The sequence below is a fragment of the Rhizohabitans arisaemae genome, from assembly GCF_025996515.1.
Classification (GTDB): domain Bacteria; phylum Actinomycetota; class Actinomycetes; order Streptosporangiales; family Streptosporangiaceae; genus Rhizohabitans; species Rhizohabitans arisaemae.
The window spans coordinates 593,943-610,290 of record NZ_BLRH01000060.1; the positions used below are offsets into that span (position 1 = coordinate 593,943).

The following is a 16,348-nucleotide window of genomic DNA, read 5'->3' on the forward strand; positions in this document are numbered from 1 at the left end:
AATTGGTGATGGAACTGGCGTTCTTTGCCTAAGTTGCCCCCTTGTCATGATCGAGAACCCTGGGAGACTTAACTAGTCCTGTGCGAACAGTGACCAGAGAACGCCTGAACCCGGCCGAGACCGCCGAAGTCCTCGCCCTCGTCGACGCGGCGACCGCCGCCGACGGGGTCCGGCCCCTCAACGAACACGTCATGCTCCACCTGAGGTACGGCGGCGACCCCCAGGCGTACGCCGTACTCGCCGTCGACGAGGAGACCGGCGCCGTCGTGGGGTACGCCCACGTCGACCCCACCGACCCGGTGGAGGGTCCCAGCGGCGAACTGGTCGTCCATCCGGCCCACCGGAGGAAGGGGTACGGCCGCGGGCTCGCCGGGGCCGTCCTGGAGCTCACCGGGGGACGACTCCGGCTCTGGGCCCACGGCCGGCACGACGGCGCGGAACGCCTCGCCGCCGGACTGGGCTTCGCCAAGATCCGGACCCTGCACCAGATGCGGCGCTCGCTCTTCGCCGACCTGCCCGAGCCGGTGTTCCCGGACGGGGTACGGCTGCGTGTCTTCCGGCCCGGGGCCGACGAGGAGCCCTGGCTCCGGCTCAACGCCAAGGCCTTCGCCACCCACCCCGAGCAGGGCGCCTGGACCTCGGCCGACCTGGGGAGACGGGAGGGGGAGCCCTGGTTCGACCCGGCCGGGTTCTTCCTCGCCGAGCGGGACGGACGACTCGTCGGCTTCCACTGGACCAAGATCCACGGGGCGGAGGGCGAGCATGGGCACGAGCCGATCGGCGAGGTCTACGTCGTCGGCGTGGACCCGGACGAGCAAGGCGGCGGGCTCGGTCGCGCCCTCACCCTCGCCGGCCTGGCCCACCTGCGTTCCCGCGGGCTCGGGCAGGTGCTGCTCTACGTCGACGAGGAGAACGGGGCGGCCGTCCGGCTCTACGAGTCGCTGGGGTTCGCCGTGTGGGACACCGACGTCATGTACCGCCGTTAGACGTCACGAGGTCGCGGATCCGCCCGGCTTGCGCTTGGCGTAGACATCGACGTATTCCTGGCCGGAGATTTTCTGCAGGGCGTTCATCACCTCATCGGTGAGCCGCCGTTCCGTCGCCGGATCCCCGGCCTGCCCCCGGTGGGCGGAGAAGTCCAAAGGCTCCCCGATCCGCACCCGGGCGCGCCTGATCTTCGGCAGGATTCTGCCGGGCGGCTGGATCTCATGCGTGTTCAACATCGCCACGGGAATCACCGGGGCACCCGTCCGCAGCGCGAGCCGGACCACCCCGGTCTTCCCCCGGTGCAGACGCCCGTCCGGTGACCGGGTGCCCTCCGGGTAGAGGCAGAACAACCGGCCTTTCTCGATTACCCGCCCGGCGATGTCCAGCGAGGTCGTCGCCGCTTTTCCGCCGGAACGGTCCACCGGGATCGCGCCCGCCTCCCCCACGACCCTGCCGAAAAGAAAACCCAGCACGCCCTTTCCGGTGAAGTACTCAAGCTTGGCGAGATAATAGATCCGCCGCTTGACGACAAGCGAGAGGAATACCGGGTCGTAGACGGAAAGGTGGTTTCCGGCGAGGATGGCCGGACCCTCCTCGGGGATATGGTGCAGGCCTTCCGCCTTCGGCCGGAAGACAAGCCGGGCGACGGGCCCGATGAAAACATATTTGAGCAACCAATAGACCATTGGATTTCCCCTCGGATCACGCCCGGTTCATCCTATGACCTACTCCTGCGAACCCGGCGTCACCGCGACGTTCATCCGGCCGGGACACCGCCTGTTCTCCGTACGGCCGTGGAGCCTGTTCACCGTACGGCCGTGGAGCGCTCGAGCTCGACGCGGTGCCGCGGCGCCGCATGGGCGTCCTACGGCCCTGGGCGGCCGGGGCTTGGCCCCGTACGGCTGGGATGCCAAAGGGGCCGCGATCGGCGCCGTAGCGGCCGTACAGAAGGGAAATGTAGTGACTTGGGAGCACCGCGCCTGGTGGACCTCCCGTGCAGAGACGATCCACCAGGGGTTCGATGGTTACTCGAGGATCCAGCTGAGGATGTAGTAGGTGACGGCGGCCACCAGCGCCGCGGCGGGGATGGTGAAGATCCAGGCTGTCACGATGTTGCCGGCCACGCCCCAGCGAACGGCGGAGAGGCGCTTGGTGGCGCCGACGCCCATGATCGCGCTGGTGATCGTGTGAGTGGTGGAGATGGGAGCGCCGAGGCCGATCGCGGCCCCGTACAGAACGGTGGAAGCCGCCGTTTCCGCCGCGAATCCCTGAGGTGGGTCCAGGTGGATGATCCTGCGCCCGAGTGTTCGCATGATGCGCCAGCCTCCGGCGTACGTCCCCAAGGAGATCGCACCGGCGGCGGCGAGGATGACCCACTGCGGAATGGGATCATCTGCTTTTACATACCCCGTGGTGAAAAGTGCGAGAAAGATAACCCCCATGGTCTTCTGGGCGTCCTGGAGGCCGTGGCCCAGCGCCATCGCGGCCGCTGATGCGGTCTGCGCGTAGCGGAAGCCGCGGTTGGCCTTACCGGGATTGGCCCGACGGAAGATCCAGTAAATAGCCACCATGATGGCTCCGGCCAGGAGGAACCCGACGAGCGGCGAGAGGATCATCGGGATGACGACCTTCTCGAAGACGCCGACCCACTTGACCGCGTCGACCCCCGCCGAGGCGATGGCCGCGCCGACCAGTCCCCCGATCAAGGCGTGGGAGCTGGACGAGGGGAGCCCGTAGTACCAAGTGATCATGTTCCAGGTGATCGCGCCGACCAGACCCGCGGAAACCACGATGAGACCGTGGACGCCCGCCGGAGTGTCGATGATGCCCTTCCCCACCGTCTGCGCCACCTGGGTGCCCAGATGGGCGCCGAGGAAGTTCATCACCGCCGCCATCAGCAGCGCGATCTGAGGGGTAAGGGCACGCGTCGACACCGAGGTCGCGATCGCGTTCGCCGCGTCGTGAAAGCCGTTGGTGTAGTCAAAGATCAGCGCCACGACGACGACGCCGATCAAGATGGCAAGCTCCAAGTTAGCTTTCCTTGACCGCTATCGACTCGATGGTGTTCGCCACGTGCTCAAAGGCGTCCGCGGCGTGCTCCAGCGCGTCGATGACCTCTTTCATCTTGAGCACCATGAGCGCGTCGTACTCTCCGCTGAAGAGCCGTGCGAGCAGCCGCCGGTAGACCTGGTCGGCTTGGTTCTCCAGACGGTTGATCTCGACCCAGTACTCCTTGAGATTCTTCATGGACCGCAGACGGGGCATGGCCGCCGCGGTCAGTTCGGCGGCACGCTCAAGGACCTCCACCTGACGCACCACTTCCTTGGGAAGCTGGTCGACCTGGTAGAGCACGATCAGGTCGGCCGCCTCCTCCATGAAGTCCATGACGTCATCGAGGTTGGAGGCCAGTCGGTAGATATCCTCACGGTCAAACGGCGTGACGAAGCTCTCATTGAGACGATGCATGATCGCATGGGTGCGTTCATCGCCGGCGTGTTCGCAGGCGCGCATCTTCTCCGCCAGGCCTTCGCGGTCCGCACCGTCGCTGATGATCTCCACCAGCAGCCGAGCGGCGGTCACGAGGTTGTTGCCGGTCTCGGCGAACAACTCGTAGTAGCTGTCCTCACGTGGGGTGAGACGCAGACGCACGTCGATCTCCAGATGTGCGGGGACTGTCCGCAGAGGATGCTACGGGTAACCAGCAGAAATGCGAACTTCGGTACCTACACCCCTGCGTGTCGCCTACTGCTCACCACACGCATGCCCCGTTTTTCCACGGAGATACCTGAGAGTCGGCTGACTTGCCGAGGACTTAACATGATCTTGACAAACTCAACACGCGAGTCCAGAGCCGCCGGGGTGTTCCGGAGCCTCGTCGCTGGCCGGGCGACCGCCGGCGGTTCTCCCACCTTGACTGCCCGCAGCCAAGGGACCGGCAGTCATTTGATGTGATATATGCGCCATGTGGCATATATCACGTTCTTAGGTGATCACCCGTCGAGCCCGTCACGGCCATTCGCCGACCACAATTTCACTGAATGAGATGGATTCGTGACATCAACGGGTCTGATAGTTCGGAAAGATCAATATGTATGAAGCGTTGGATTACGATCACGGCGGCGGCCGTGCTGGTCCCCCTCGGCGGCACCGCCTACGCGGCGCCGCCCGCACCGAAACCCGCGGCCTCGGTCACCGCGACCCCCGCCCCGGTGGCGGCGCTTGACGCGCAGTTCGCCAAGAGCGCCGGAGTACGATTCAGCGAGACCGTGACCTCGGGCTTCGCCACGAAGCGGGGCCTCAAGTCGCAGGCGGTCTACAAAGCGAGCGGCGTGGTCGGGCTGACCAAGACGGGGGTCTCCGCCTCCGACTCGACCCTGGCGTTCGACATTCCGGGGAGTGGCAAGACCACCTTCCGGACCATCCTGGTCGACGGCACCGCGTACCTGCGGGGCAGCCTCTTCGCCGAACTGCTCCCCACGAATGTGGAATGGGTGAGCACGCCCGTCGAGGGACTCTCGGTAAACCTCTGGAGCAACAGCGCGGTTGACCTTCTCGCTCCGGGGACGCTCAAGAGCCTGCTCGCCAAGGCCAAGTTCGACAAGAAGACGAGCAGCTACAGCGGCACCATCCCGCTCGGCAAGGCCCTGTCTCCGCAGGCCAACCTCCCCCTCACCAAATCGGTCCTCTCCACGACGAAAATCGACTGGAAGCTCTGGGTTGGGAAGGACCACCTGCCCAAGCGTCTGAAGACCTCGATGACGCTGATCGTCGATAAGAAGCTCGGCAACCTGGTGAACACCAGCGACATCCACTTCCGGGGCTGGGGCACCCCGGTCAGCATCACCGCTCCCCCCGCGCACCTGGTCTCCTCCATCGACGACCTGGCGGAGCTCCCGCTTCCCCCAGGCCCGCTCGACAGGCTCTGACGTACCGCTCCGCCTGCCGTTGTGCAGCGTCGACGGCAGGCGGTTCCCGGTCGGCGAGCCCGCGGGTCCCCTGCGATACCGCGGAGTACATACCGGTCGACACTCCACCAGATCGGTGAGATATATGCCTTGTATGACACGTATAAGGCTTAGGCCGACTATCGGCTTCATTGTGATTTTCTTCCTGAATGACATGAATCCGTAATGTCAAGAGGTCCGCCTGCCAGGCAAGATCAAGATATGAAGCATTGGATTGCGATCATGGCGGCGGCTGTGCTGATGCCCCTCGGCAATGCCGCCTACGCATCGCCCCCCACCGGCCCACCTGGCCCGGAGCCGGCAGTCACCGCGCCCTCGATCGCCCCCCTCATCGCGCTCCAGGAGCGATTTGCCCAAGGCGCCGGGGTCCGGTTCCGCGAAACCGTGACAACCACCGCGAAACCCAAGCGTGGTGCCGCATCGGCCTCGACCTTGAAGATGAGTGGCGTGGTCAATCTCGGCAGGACCGGGGTCTCCTCCGCCGACGTGACCCTGGCGTCCTACTTCACCAAGAACGACGCGGTGACGATCCGGACCGTCCTGGTCGGCGGCACCGCGTACTTCGGGGGCAGCGCACTCAACGAGCTCTACATCGGGGACGCGGAATGGATAAGCCTTCCCACCAGGCTCATCCCACCCGATTACTGGTCCCAGGGCCCGGTTGTCCTCTTCAGGCCGGAAATGCTGAAAACCCTGCTCGCGAAAGCCAAGTTCGACAAGGAGTCGAACAGTTTCTCCGGCACCATCGCACTCGGAACCGTGCTGGCACCGGGATCCGCGATCAAGGTCAAGCCTCGAGACTTGAAGGCCAAGGTCAACTGGAAACTCTGGCTTGGGAAGGACAACCTGCCCAAGCGCCTGACAACCTCGACGACCCTGATCGACGGTACCGGCCGCCTGATCACCCATGGCGACACCCGGTTCCAAAGCTGGGGCACCTCGATCGACATCACCAAGCCGCCGGCCCACCTGGTTGTCCCCGGAAACGAAAGGGAGGGTCTTCCCCGACTGTCCATCCCCTTCAGCCGGCCCTGACATACCACTTCCCGCTTCGCCTGCCGTTCGCGGTCGTTTCCGACGGCAGGCGGTGTCAGGTCTTGGTCCGATGAAAGTTCAGGGAGGACTGCGACGGTGTCGGCCCTCGATGCGGAATCGTACGGATGTGCCACCGGAGGCAGTGGGGATTTCCGATCTTCCAGTGATCAGGGATATACCTTATGCCATGCCCTGATTACTCCGTGTCGAGCTTGTATTTCTATGCTCAATCTCCTGGTTGCACAGAACGAGATCTTTTTATGTCCTCGTTGGTAACATTGGGCAAGCAGCATGATGATTCATGAGGCGTTGGATCATGTTCACGGCAGTAGCCGTGCTGGTGCCGATTGCGGGCACCGCTCACGCATCTTCGGGCCCATCTAACCCGATCCCCACCCCCGGCGCGGTCATCGCAGCGCTCAACGCGGAATTCGCCAAGGGAGCCGGGGTACGGTTCAACGAGACAGAAACGTATGCGACGGTCTTTATGGAGAAAACCCTTAGTGCATCGATACATGAATCGAGCGGCGTAATCAAGCTGTCCAGGACAGGGATTTCTTCCTTCGACAAGACCCAGATTTCCGACAGGATAGAGAGAAGACCCACCCGGACCATCGTGGTCGACGGCACCGTCTATGTTCGAGACAGCGGCCTTAACTCCCTTATCCGCCCAGATGTCGAATGGGTGAGCAGCCCGGTGGAGGAGAGTGCGAAGGATTCCTGGTCCGCCATCCATTTTGACATCCTTGCCCCAGGAACGCTCAAAAACCTCCTCGCCAAGGCGACGTTCGACAGGAAGACGAACAGCTACCGCGGTACCAAGCGTTCCCCGGAAATCTCAACGGATCAGATTAACTGGACTCTCTGGCTTGGAAAGGACAACCTGCCCAAGCGCTTCCATACCTCGTATGGCCCGGTCTCGAAATTCCAGATTGTTGTCACCAATGACATCCGCTTCCGAAACTGGGGCACTCCGGCCGACATCACCGCTCCTCCGGCCCACCTCGTCACTCCCAGCGACGAACTCGGTGGGAGCCTGTCTCAATCCATCCAGGAGACCGTGAACAGGCTACGCGCCGGCTGACCGCTTCGACGGCGGGCCGGTTCAGATCTTGGTCCGATGAAAGTTCAGGTAGGACCGGGACGGAGTCGGCCCACGCTGGTCCTGGTAGTGCGAACCGTACGCCGCGGAGCCGTACGGATGCTCCACCGGTGAACTCAGCCGGAAGAGGCAGAGCTGCCCGATCTTCATGCCCGACCAGAGCTTGATCGGCAGGGTGGCGACGTTGGACAACTCCAGCGTTACGTGTCCCGAAAAACCGGGATCTATCCACCCAGCGGTCGAGTGGGTGAGCAGCCCCAGCCGGCCCAGCGAACTCTTCCCCTCCAACCGCCCCGCGACATCGTCCGGCAGCGTCACCAGCTCATAGGTGCTCGCCAGCACGAACTCCCCCGGATGCAGGATGAACGGTTCATCGTCCATCGACTCCACCAGCCGAGTCAGATCGGGCTGCTCGATCGCAGGGTCGATATGCGGGTACCGATGGTTCTCGAATACCCGGAAGTAACGGTCAAGACGGACGTCGACGCTGGACGGCTGGATCATGCCGAGATCCAACGGATCCAGCTTGACCCTCCCCGCCTCCAGCTCGGCACGGATATCACGGTCGGAGAGCAGCACGCTCAGCAACCTACCAACGCCAGACGGGTGCCCTCAGCACATCTCATGGGGCGCACACATCCGCAGAGTCCGCTAGAGTGTTACCCGCAGCCGTTTCCTTCAGTACGGCGCACGCGGGTGTAGTTCAGTGGCAGAACATCAGCTTCCCAAGCTGACAGTGCGGGTTCGATTCCCGTCACCCGCTCCACCCACAAAGGCCCAGGTCAGGGGTTGAGTCCCGACCCGGGCCTTGATCTTTTTACCGGACTAGATGATCTTCCGTGCGATTAGCGTGCGATTAGCCCGCCGGAACAAGCAGACCGGCCGCACCGTCCTCATCATCATCGTCCGCCTGGTGATCGTTAAGTCTGTCGTTGATCGCGTTCGTGATTGTGGAGTCCGCCCCGCGTACGGCATGCAGATAGATCATCGCCGCCCGTACGTTGTCGTGCCCCATCCGAGCCATCAGGTCCTTCAGCCCGACCTTGCTCTCCGCCGCAAGCATGTTGCCCGTGTGCCGAAGGTCATGAAAGTGCAGACCCTCCAGGCCCATCGCCCGGACGATGTGCATCCAGCCGGACAGCTTGTTGAAGCCGCTACGTCGCATCGGACCGCCCTTGACGCCCGGGAAGACAAGAGCGTCCGGATCCGCCTTGACGTAGATACTCATATGTTCTCTGAGCGCCGGAATGATCGCTTGCGGGATACCGACGACCCGCCGCCCTGCCTCGGACTTAGGAGGACCGAGCACCATCTGTCCGGTAGACCGCTCGGTGAACGCCACCCGGATTCGAACCGTGCATGCGTCCAAGTCAATGTCGCTACGTGTCAGTGCAGTGATTTCGCCCCACCGCAGGCTTGCGAAGGTCGCGAGCAGGATCAGCGCCCGGAAACGGCGATCATGCGTGAAATCCGCGCTCCCTGTATCGATCAGTTTCCAGCGTGCCTGTTCAGCATCAGCCTTCGTCGCAAAGATCTCAGGATGAGTCCTCATCTGGCCATACCGCTGGAAACGGACCCGAAATCCGTCGCCTCCCTTCTCGCCCCTGATACTGCCGACAGGACGCCGCCCCACGCATTCGGCCAGCTCGAAAACCTGAGCAACCGAGAGAACCGGACGTTCCGCCGCCCGTTCATCGCCGGCGCCCCGTAACCGGCACGGATTGCGGGTCAGGATTCTGTCGTCATCCGTCGCCGTCATCAGCACAGCCCGCAGCAGCCGATATGCCTTCGCCGCCATGCTTACCGACACTCCCCTGTCGAGGAGATCGGACCGCCATTGCCGGATCATTGAAGTCGACAGCTTGCCGAGCGCGACAGGCCCGAGGTACGGCGCGATGTGCTTGCGGAGCAGCCATGTGTAGAGGTCAACGGTTCGTGGTCGAAGACCTGGACGTTGAGCAATCCACGTCTCCGCGTAGGTCCCGAGTTTGATCTTCCCGCGCTCAGGATCAGTCCACTCCCCCGTGATGATTCGTGCCTCGATCAGCGACAGCGCGCGTTCAGCATCGCCCTGGTGTTCGTATGTCTCCGGCGCGTTGTAACGCTGACCGTTCGGACCGATGTAACTGGCCTGGTAGCGGCCGGAAGGTAGCTTGCGGATGCTGCCGAAGCGTCGGTGCCCTTTCCTATTGGCCATCAGGCTGCCTTCCTCATCACGTTGTCATAGGTAAGGGGCTCGACGCTGTGTTCCGTGATGTAGGCGTCCAGCACCGAGGTACGAATACGGACGTGCCGTCCGACCTTGACGAACTCAATCCGTCGCTGTTGAATCAGCCGCCGAGGAAACCGAGTCGACGTGTTGAGCCGTTGCGCTACCTGATCGACTGTCAGAAGTGGATCATCTGATGAGTCGGCCGGAAGATCCCTCACGGTCATGCCGCCTCCATTCGAGCCCCGGAAACATCGCTTGGGGGTTGGCCATCTGCTCTTGCTTGTGCGGCCTGGAGTTGAGCGCGCCATCGTTGTCGATCCGCCAGAGCGCGCAGCAGTCGAGCCGCCAACGGGGAGGCTTTCGGGCTTCCCGGTTCGACCGGCCGCCACAGGAACCGGTCCGGGTCGTGGTCCGGTGCGGCGGCAAGGCCGAGCTGTTCCAGGACCCAGGCGCGACGGTCGGCCTTGTGCTCTGCCAACGTCTTGCCGGACCACTTACGGGACACCAGCACCCGCCGCCCTGCATAGCCCAGGTGCGCGGGCTTGTGCGCCTTACCGCGGCACCGGCCCGGAGCCATCCCCGGCTTAGGGTCTTTGGGCTGCACCCCGTAGCGCAGCCAGTTGGGGCAGGAGGGCGAGCACGGCTCATACCGCAGCACGTCCATGAGCCGTTCCACGTGACGCCGTTGAGCGTCGGTGCCCGGTTCGTGGCAATCGGCCACCGACTTGGTCAGGTACTTGGACAGGTAGGAGAGACACCGGCCCGCATTCGGTGACCCGGCAAGCACCCCTTTGACGTCGACCTGAGGCCCGAGCTTGACGACGTGGAACGGTACCGCATCAGGGTCGTCGTCGAGGTCGTCAAGAGCCTCATCCCAGGTGGGCAGGACCTCACCGGTGTCCGGGTCGAGGTAGCCGGCACCGTCCGCCCAGACCGGCAGGCGATCCCCCGCGAAGCGGACCACGTCCGCAGATGGCCACCACACCTGGTGGTAGGTCGCCGCAGCCACCGCCTTCACGTCGGCCCGGGGCATGGTCCCCCGCATCGCCAGGTGCAGGTGGGGAGCAAGCCGCCGTTGCGGTTCGACAGTGGCGAAGTACTGGACGTCGAAACCGGCGACCCGCCGCAGGTTCTGCACGAACCGGTCGATCAACTTGGGGAAGTGGATCGCGTCCCTTGCCGCTCTCACATAGTCGTAGGTGTCCGGGTCGACCGGTGTCCCGTCCGATCGGACCTTGCCGTAGGTGTCGCAGGTGAGGGTGATGAACAGGCTCGGCCGGTACCCGCGCCCGTCCGCACCGGTGTAGGTCCGGCCGACCGTGCGGGGTTCGACCCGCCGCCGAGGCAGATCGGGGGCATCCTGGCGACGCCGGGTCGACCGAGCCCTCCGAGCCGGAGCCTCCAGGGCCAGCCGTCCCCGTACCCCAGCGGCGTTGAGGTCGCCGTCCAGCAGCTCGACGACCTCTTGGTAGGTCGCCGTGTCGCCGCCGTCCTGGTGTGCACGGTCGAGGAGCTGTTGCGCGTCGGCACGCTCCGTTGCCAGGAACACTTGACGGTCGGTGGGGACGTCGCGGTCTGCGACCGGTTCGGCCTCCAGGTGCCAGCCTTCCCGGCACTGTGCCCGCCGCAGGGTCGCGGCCCGTCTGGCGCAGGGTTCGCAGACGCTTGCCAGCCTGGCGCCGCAGGGGATCAGCACCCGTTCGGTCCGGCCGCCGTGAAGGTCGAGGCGTTCGAACTCCAGCGGACGGGTGCACACCCCGTTCTGTTTGGCGGCTTCCACGACGACGTCCAGGGCCACCGGCATCGCCGCCCGCACCGCCCGGGGAAGCCGCTGAGCCGACGCGCCCGCTGTGGTGATCGGTCCAAGGGTCGCCGAGGCCGGGTTAGAGATCGTCATCAGGCATCCCCCGAGTCCCGTACTCGGCCTCCATCTGCCGGATATCGGCATCGGTGACGTAGGCCGCGCGTGCCCGCACCGGTTCGGGATCGGTTTCCAGCCGCAGGTACCCGACACCCGCCCCGATCTGCGGCCGAGGTGAGATCCGGTCAGCCAGCGCCCCCCGATCCCGCGCCCCGTCCCCCAAGACCATGTCGACCTGTTCCGACTCGTCCAACCGCAATGCGATCTTGTCCGGGAACAGGTTCCGGATGCTGATCACGTCTTTACGCGGGTCCTGAAGAGCCGCCATCACCCCCACCCCGACCGCACGGCCCTGCGTGGTCAACGTCGCCAGAGCCGCGTTCACCCGCGCCTTGAGACCCTTGTCCTGCTGGTAGGCGGTCAGGAACGCCACCTCATCCACGATCACCAGCAGAAACGGCGACTCCGGCGAAGGCGTGTGATCACGCACCTTTCCCGCCATCTCCGCCGCCCGCTTCTGCATCACCTCCACCGCGTCTTCCAGCAGCTCGGCGCAGTCGTCAGGCGAGGAGGCGTACCGATGAAACAAGCCCATTCCGTAGGACAGCTCCATCAGCTTGGGATCCAGCGCCCACACCTGCACCAAGCCGTCCCGGATCGCAGGCAGCATCCCCCGCACCGTCGACCACAGCCACGACCCCTTGCCCGCGCCCGTGGCACCGACGATCAGCACATGGGTTCCGTGGACCTTCAGCTTCAGCGTCTGGCCGTCGTCACGCCGCCCCACCGGCACCGCCTCCAAATCAACCGAGTCCGGGATGGGGAGCGCGGGAACCACCGGCGCCAGCAGATCGGTATGCGGCAGCGTCAGCAGCGCCGTACCCGGCTTGAGGGAACGGACCCGGCAGTACCGGGCGCCGAACCCGTGCGCCAGATGCTCGCTGCGGTTCTCCCAGTCCGACAGCGGCTGTCCGTGCAGCATCTTGACCATCACCACGTCGGCCACTGGGGTACAGCGCACCTTGACCAGGGTCGGGAGGTACTCGCGTCCGCCGACACGGGCGGCAAGCCCCGAGACGACCATGACCGGTTGCCAGTGACGGCGATAGACCCACAGCCACCGCCAGAACCCCAGCAAGCGCCACCCGATCCACCGATCGAACCGGACACGGTCCAGGCGCCGCCACACCAGCAGCCCGGCAACCACTGTGACCACCACGAGCAGGGACACCAGCCAGCCCGTGTACCAGACCAGCACGGCCAGCACGACGGCCAGCCCCCACACGATCGGGTGAGCCAGCATCGAGCCGACCAGGCCCGAGCAGGCCCGCCACAGCAGGGACAGCACCGTCAGCCAGCGGGGGGTCTTGACCACGGTCGGCTGAAACACGACCGACGTCGGAGTGGTCGACACCAGATCCTTGGTGTAGTCCCCGGGAAGCTTGCGCAGCATAAACTGAACACCTCTTTCAAAGATCGGGATGTCTTGGGAGAGAGAAGTGATCGGGGGCCAGGGGAAGTTGGCGCTTCCCGTGGCCCCACCCGAGATCAGGCCGCGTCCGGCTCCACCGCGACAGGCGCCCCGGATCCCTGCTCTGCGTACAGCCGCTCACAGTCGGCCAGGTACCGAGCAGCCGCGTTGTAGATCTCCCGCGCCAGGGTCACGTCTCGCGCGCTGACCGGCCCGCCGCCGGCCGAGGAGACCGAGACCGCCGCCTCATCGCTGCGCAAGCTCAGGTACGGCCGCCGGTCCTCGATCACCCATGCGTTGGCCACCAGATCCGGGGTGTAGAAGCTCACTTCGAGATGCATTTCTTTCTTCTTGAGGGAGGCCGTCACGTAGGTGTAGGGATCGCGCCCGCTCACGCCGCCACGTCCTTACCGGCCGAACCCTTCACCGGCGCCGACGCCGGAGCCGAGGCGGTACGGGGAGCGCGCATCTCCCGCGCCCGGATCGACCAGGCCAGCCGCCCCGAGCTCTGGTTCACGTACGCAGTCACCGTCATCTCGGCGAACTCCACCGGCGTGAACGGCAGCCCCGGCAGCGAAGCCGGGGGGACCGGCTGAACCGCAGAGACGATCTTGACCGATACCGTCTTGGCACCGGCCTTAACCGCCGGGTCGGCATCCATCACCGGAACCTGCCACACCGGCTCACCGGTCACCTTGTCCTTCGCGAACACCGTCCGCCCGTTCTTACTGGCATCGAAGTCCTTGACCTGCTCCACCTCCCCCACGAGGTAGCAGCCGTATGGGAACACCATCTCGAAACTCACCGGAATCGGACCCTGAAGAGCCATACGCCATCTACCCCTAACCTGCCAGGAATCATCTTGTTCAGAACCTGACCTATCAGGCTCTGCCATGAAAGTACCCAAGAGAACCTGTCCTGTCAAGTTTGGCTAGAAGTCCTACTTGTTAGGATCTACTGCGTGAGGGGATATACGTTCCTCAGTTCATGCCGATCACCAGGAAGTACGGCGTCAACCAACTGCCATGCCTTCCCCTGCGCATCGTGACCTGTGACAACGACATTCAGCACCGGGGCACCCGGATCGATCCCCAATGACGACGCTTCATCGAGCACGGCCGATCGTGACAACGTCCGCTCGACGGCGTAGTCAAGCCGGAGCCGCTTCCGGCCGTACAGGTGCCGCCGTATCCCCTCGTCCAACGGTTCAGGGGATGCAAGCTTGGTCCCCGTCACCAACTCCAGGGGGAACCAGGCTGAAACCAGCTCCACCGGTCCGTCTTCGTCACGGATCAGGTATTGCCGCAGAAAGACCTTGGTTCCCGGAGGGAGTTCGAGCAAGACGGCGACTCGCGTAGGAGCGACGACAAGGCCCGCCTGGAGAAGATCAGCGGAGGAATCGACTTCGGAAACGTCGAGAAGTCGGCGCCCAGGATTGGCAGACTGAGCGGCCAGCACAGGCGCCTTGCCCCGGACGAACGATCCGCGCCCGGTCTGCGTCTCTATCAAGCCTTCCTGACGAAGCAGCCGCAGGGCCTCGATCACAGTGGGCCGGGACACGTCGAACTCGGCCACAAGCCGATGCTGGGAAGGCAGTATCCCGCCGGCGGGATAGGTTCCGTCCTGGATACGGGAACGCAGGACATGCAAGACTCTCTCGTACTTCAAGGTGTCCACGTCTCGCGTTGCCATGACAACCATCCAACCTGCGTCCATATGACCTGACAAGCCCGAGGGTAACATCAGGCGACTTCCGGAGCCCGCCTACCCTCGCTCTGCCATGACGGATGGTGTGCCGGGATGCACCGCCGGAGTTTTAGGCGCGACGGCGGGGGAGCATCCTAAATCGGACTCTCCGATCCCCGCACCAGGACTTCACCTCGCCGCCGCGCCCGCCTAGTCCCTCACCTGGAGGCGTTCCGGTTGATGTATCTGGCTATCTCGGCCGCAGCCCCGGTGACGTCGCCGAGAGGGTGGCGTTTCTCCCCGCTCTGCCATGAAAAGCTCGCACCGCCGTACCCGACGAAGACCAGCAGCGGGAGCGCGGGGAAGGGACCATGCACCAAGAGTGCGTCCAGATCCGGCCGGAGTTCGGCGTGTACCCGCTCGTGACCGACAAGACGCGCCCGAAGCTGGTCCAGGGGGATTGCCGCGGGAGCAACCCCACCGGTTCCGGGAAACACCCAGCTCACTTGATCACCCCTTTCTCTCCTGCGCAGTCGAAGCAGTCGACCCGTGCCGCCGGTTCAGGCCGCCCGTCAAGGACCCGCTTGCCGTGAGTTCCGCCGACATGGGCATAGCGCCACCCGCGACCCCGGCATCCGGGGCAGGGTCGTGTGTCGGTGTTCTCATTACGGGCTGAGTCCACTGCACCCTCTACGCGATAGACGGAACCTCGATCTGTGGTGACACTAGAACCCGTCGGCGATGCCACCCCGGAAAAGAATTCCGGGGTTCCCCCACAAAACAAGCGAGGCTTTCCACCATGCGGGGAATGACGGATCACCTCACCATCGGCGAACGGATCGCCTGGTACCGGCAGCGCCGGGGGATTTCACAGGAGGTACTCGCCGGGCTTGTCGGCCGTACCGCCGACTGGTTGAGCAAGGTGGAGAACAACCGGATAGACCTCGATCGCCTCTCGGTGATCAAGTCGTTGGCCACGACGCTCGACGTCTCCCTTGCCGATCTTCTGGCCGAGCCGGGGTTGCTGGAGTGGACCGCGGACAGCGGCCGGCAGACCGTCCCCGCGCTACGCGCCGCCATCACCGACTATCGCCAGCTCGCACCCCTGGCGGCTGTGATCGACACCGGGGAGCCGCCGGACCTGCACGAGATCCGACGCGAGATCGCCGATCTGTGGCACGCATACCAGGCCTCCAGATACGGGCTTGTCGTACGCCGTCTGCCCCCGGTACTCGCCGAGGCACAGGCCGCCGTGCACGCGTGTAGCGGTGACACGCGGCTCAAAGCCTTGAGCCTGCTCGGCCAGGCCTACCATTCGGCCGCGACCATCCTGGTCAAGATCGGTGAAAGTGATCTTGCGTGGGTTGCCGCCGAACGCGGGCTGCACGCCGCACGGGAATCCGGCGATCAGATCGTCACCGCTTCCCTGCTCCGATCGGTCACCCACGCCTTGCTGGCAAACGGCCGCTACGAAGCCGCCACCCAGCTCACCGCCGACGCCGCCGCTCTCCTGGACGGTGATCTCGGCCAGGCCTCACCGGCGTTGCTCTCGGTCCACGGAACCCTGTTCCTCGCCGGATCGATGGCAGCCGCCAGAGCCGAAGACCGGGCGATAACCCGGGACTTCCTCGCCCAAGCCGACGAGTCGGCGCGACGTCTCGGCCATGACGCCAACCACGCCTTCACCGCGTTCGGGCCGACCAACGTCGCCATCCACCGGGTCGCCACGGCCATCGAACTGGGAGACGTCCAAATCGCTCTGGACATCGGCCCCGGGCTCGACACCACGGGATTGCCGATCGAACGGCGTGCCCGGCACGGTATCGCGGTCGCCCAGGCCTACAGTCTGCGCAACCGGGTGGACGAAGCCCTTGACGCGCTCCTTGAAGCCGAGCACATCGCACCCGAGCAGATACGGCACCACTACATCAGCCGCCAGCTCGTCACCACCTGGATCCGCAGGCAGAAAGGCCGCCCCAGCCACCGCATGGCCGATCTCGGCCGCCGGCTCCGCATCATCTGAGCCAAG

17 protein-coding genes and 1 tRNA gene are annotated in these 16,348 nt (G+C 64.7%); 6 read left to right on the forward strand and 12 right to left on the reverse strand.

All coding sequences use genetic code 11. The features are described from left to right. The first annotated feature begins 80 nt into the window (after positions 1-80). A complete protein-coding gene (gene mshD, locus RUR_RS31205) occupies positions 81-986 on the forward strand; it encodes a mycothiol synthase (RefSeq protein ID WP_283138806.1) in 906 nt (301 codons plus the stop codon). A gap of 3 nt (positions 987-989) precedes the next feature. On the opposite strand, the gene RUR_RS31210 is transcribed toward mshD, so the two are convergent. The 3 genes from RUR_RS31210 to RUR_RS31220 all read right to left on the reverse strand — a co-directional run bounded on the left by RUR_RS31210 (position 990) and on the right by RUR_RS31220 (position 3,636). Then, entirely contained in the window at positions 990-1,673 is a 684-nt protein-coding gene (locus tag RUR_RS31210) for a lysophospholipid acyltransferase family protein (RefSeq protein ID WP_283138807.1), read from the reverse strand. A 339-nt stretch (positions 1,674-2,012) separates the two neighbouring features. Next, a complete protein-coding gene (locus RUR_RS31215; RefSeq protein WP_283138808.1) occupies positions 2,013-3,017 on the reverse strand; it encodes an inorganic phosphate transporter in 1,005 nt (334 codons plus the stop codon). 1 nt (position 3,018) lies between these two features. Then, positions 3,019-3,636: a DUF47 domain-containing protein gene (locus RUR_RS31220; protein ID WP_283138809.1), complete on the reverse strand. Its 618-nt coding sequence runs from the start codon at positions 3,634-3,636 to the stop codon at positions 3,019-3,021. A gap of 443 nt (positions 3,637-4,079) precedes the next feature. Here RUR_RS31220 and RUR_RS31225 point away from each other — a divergent pair, with 443 nt between their 5' ends. The 3 genes from RUR_RS31225 to RUR_RS31235 all read left to right on the forward strand — a co-directional run bounded on the left by RUR_RS31225 (position 4,080) and on the right by RUR_RS31235 (position 7,071). Beyond that, positions 4,080-4,913 (forward strand): hypothetical protein, encoded by an 834-nt coding sequence (locus RUR_RS31225; protein ID WP_283138810.1) that lies wholly within the window; start codon positions 4,080-4,082, stop codon positions 4,911-4,913. A gap of 240 nt (positions 4,914-5,153) precedes the next feature. Further along, entirely contained in the window at positions 5,154-5,987 is an 834-nt protein-coding gene (locus tag RUR_RS31230) for a hypothetical protein (protein ID WP_283138811.1), read from the forward strand. 301 nt (positions 5,988-6,288) lie between these two features. Further along, a complete protein-coding gene (locus RUR_RS31235) occupies positions 6,289-7,071 on the forward strand; it encodes a hypothetical protein (RefSeq protein ID WP_283138812.1) in 783 nt (260 codons plus the stop codon). Positions 7,072-7,092: 21 nt separating this feature from the next. Here RUR_RS31235 and dcd read toward each other — a convergent pair whose 3' ends face one another. Beyond that, positions 7,093-7,668: a dCTP deaminase gene (dcd, locus tag RUR_RS31240; protein ID WP_283138813.1), complete on the reverse strand. Its 576-nt coding sequence runs from the start codon at positions 7,666-7,668 to the stop codon at positions 7,093-7,095. Positions 7,669-7,781: 113 nt separating this feature from the next. Here dcd and RUR_RS31245 point away from each other — a divergent pair. Beyond that, a tRNA-Gly gene (locus tag RUR_RS31245) sits at positions 7,782-7,855 on the forward strand. A gap of 90 nt (positions 7,856-7,945) precedes the next feature. Here the strand turns inward: RUR_RS31245 and RUR_RS31250 are convergent. The 8 genes from RUR_RS31250 to RUR_RS31285 all read right to left on the reverse strand — a co-directional run bounded on the left by RUR_RS31250 (position 7,946) and on the right by RUR_RS31285 (position 14,825). Continuing rightward, complete coding sequence (locus tag RUR_RS31250) at positions 7,946-9,286, reverse strand: tyrosine-type recombinase/integrase (protein ID WP_283138814.1); 1,341 nt, start codon at positions 9,284-9,286, stop codon at positions 7,946-7,948. Next, a complete protein-coding gene (locus RUR_RS31255; RefSeq protein ID WP_283138815.1) occupies positions 9,286-9,525 on the reverse strand; it encodes an excisionase family DNA-binding protein in 240 nt (79 codons plus the stop codon). Before RUR_RS31255 ends, RUR_RS31250 begins: the two co-directional genes overlap by 1 nt. Continuing rightward, positions 9,522-11,198 (reverse strand): replication initiator, encoded by a 1,677-nt coding sequence (locus RUR_RS31260; protein WP_283138816.1) that lies wholly within the window; start codon positions 11,196-11,198, stop codon positions 9,522-9,524. The genes RUR_RS31255 and RUR_RS31260 overlap by 4 nt, the downstream gene beginning before the upstream one ends. Further along, positions 11,185-12,615, reverse strand: coding sequence for an FtsK/SpoIIIE domain-containing protein (locus RUR_RS31265; RefSeq protein ID WP_283138817.1), 1,431 nt, complete (start codon positions 12,613-12,615; stop codon positions 11,185-11,187). Before RUR_RS31265 ends, RUR_RS31260 begins: the two co-directional genes overlap by 14 nt. 95 nt (positions 12,616-12,710) lie before the next feature. Continuing rightward, the gene (locus tag RUR_RS31270) at positions 12,711-13,028 is read right to left on the reverse strand and encodes a hypothetical protein (RefSeq protein ID WP_283138818.1); all 318 of its coding nucleotides are present in this window, start codon (positions 13,026-13,028) and stop codon (positions 12,711-12,713) included. After that, positions 13,025-13,390, reverse strand: a complete 366-nt coding sequence (locus RUR_RS31275) for a plasmid replication, integration and excision activator (protein ID WP_283138819.1) — start codon at positions 13,388-13,390, stop codon at positions 13,025-13,027. Before RUR_RS31275 ends, RUR_RS31270 begins: the two co-directional genes overlap by 4 nt. A 197-nt stretch (positions 13,391-13,587) precedes the next feature. Next, the gene (locus tag RUR_RS31280; protein WP_346349083.1) at positions 13,588-14,376 is read right to left on the reverse strand and encodes a GntR family transcriptional regulator; all 789 of its coding nucleotides are present in this window, start codon (positions 14,374-14,376) and stop codon (positions 13,588-13,590) included. A 161-nt stretch (positions 14,377-14,537) separates the two neighbouring features. Continuing rightward, a complete protein-coding gene (locus RUR_RS31285; protein ID WP_283138821.1) occupies positions 14,538-14,825 on the reverse strand; it encodes a hypothetical protein in 288 nt (95 codons plus the stop codon). 302 nt (positions 14,826-15,127) lie between these two features. On the opposite strand from RUR_RS31285, the gene RUR_RS31290 reads away from it, so the two are divergent. Continuing rightward, a complete protein-coding gene (locus tag RUR_RS31290) occupies positions 15,128-16,342 on the forward strand; it encodes a helix-turn-helix domain-containing protein (protein ID WP_283138822.1) in 1,215 nt (404 codons plus the stop codon). The last annotated feature ends 6 nt before the right edge of the window (positions 16,343-16,348 follow it).